Source organism: Kocuria sp. CNJ-770, assembly GCF_001942375.1.
Classification (GTDB): Bacteria; Actinomycetota; Actinomycetes; order Actinomycetales; family Micrococcaceae; genus Kocuria; species Kocuria oceani.
This window is the reverse complement of record NZ_MKJW01000005.1, coordinates 6260-7401: the sequence shown is the minus strand read 5'-3', so window position 1 is coordinate 7401 and position 1142 is coordinate 6260. Positions and strand designations below refer to the sequence as shown.

2 protein-coding genes are annotated in these 1142 nt (G+C 59.9%); both read left to right on the top strand.

All coding sequences use genetic code 11. From position 1 onward, the window contains the following. The first annotated feature begins 117 nt into the window (after positions 1-117). Positions 118-747 carry a hypothetical protein gene (locus BJF77_RS00165; protein ID WP_075870935.1) on the top strand — a complete coding sequence of 210 codons (630 nt, stop codon included), beginning with the start codon at positions 118-120 and terminating at the stop codon, positions 745-747. Next, positions 747-1142: helix-turn-helix transcriptional regulator (locus BJF77_RS20360; protein ID WP_158041132.1), on the top strand; the 396-nt coding region annotated here is incomplete at its 3' end. The genes BJF77_RS00165 and BJF77_RS20360, both read left to right, overlap by 1 nt.

Genomic DNA, 1142 nt, shown 5'->3' with positions numbered 1-1142 from the left:
CCGCCGAGTCCTACACAGTGGCACCCGTAGCACGCTTCAGCCTTGCGCCACCGAGCCCCAACGCCGGAAACATGTCGATCAAGGGATGGCGACATGGAAGGTGGTATATTTTCTGGTATGAATTCCACGCACCCCTCCCCTGACGACGTCATCTCCACTCTGGGCACCGAGTTTGTCGAGGCCTTCATCAAGGCCGTCGAAGGCTCCGAAGCCGACTTTGAAGACCTTCGAGAGTACAAGCCGGACTGGGCGGTCCACTACAGCTCTCGATTCGTAGCCAACTTCTTGCATGAGCGCATCTGGGGTCGAATCCAGCCCGCATTGGATTCTCACCCCAACGCCGAGGTCACGGACAAGATGCCGAAGCGCGAGTTCATGATCGAGGGGCGCTATCGGGTAAGGGTCAAGCGGCACGATGAAAGCGATGCCGTAAAGGGATATAAGACCAGGGGTGCAAACTCATTCTGGTCTGCAGACCTCGCTCTTCCTGGCATGGAGGTCCACCCCCTGTCGATGGGGTACCGCTGGGATTCCGAAGCTGAGGCCGTGGTCTATCCACTGATGACACTTCGGGACGGCCAGGACAAGGCCGTTTGGGCTGTGGAACTCCAGGCGGAGGTGCTGGAGTCTGGCGTGACCGACATCCGCCATGTCGCTCTCGACGAGCCGGCCATGCCCGAGCTCAATGTGTCCGACGAGCTTGAGGCTGAGGCGGAGACCGATGAAGGGGAGGAGGCTGGTTCCTGATGTCCGATGTGGGTGAAGCCATCGAAACCACTCGACGGGCGATCGGCGTCACTCAAGGAGACCTCGCACAAGAGGTTGGGGTGACTCAGGCTGCCTTGTCGCGGTACGAGAACGGCGAGAGGGAGCCCTCAGAAGATGTGCTTAAACGCATCGCTGAGGTCCTGGGGGTGACGACTGACTTCCTATGCACGGCACCACATGCAGAATCTCCCATCGCCGTCGAGTCTCACATGCGACGTCGAGCGACCGCCAAGGTGGCTGACTGGCGACGAGCCGAGGCTCGACTGAATGTCATGCGGCGCCAAGTGGATCGAGTCTTCAGCAAGGTAGAGATGACTCCGACGTTGTATCTTCCAGCGGTCGATCCTACCGAGATGGGACCCGAGGAAGCAGCC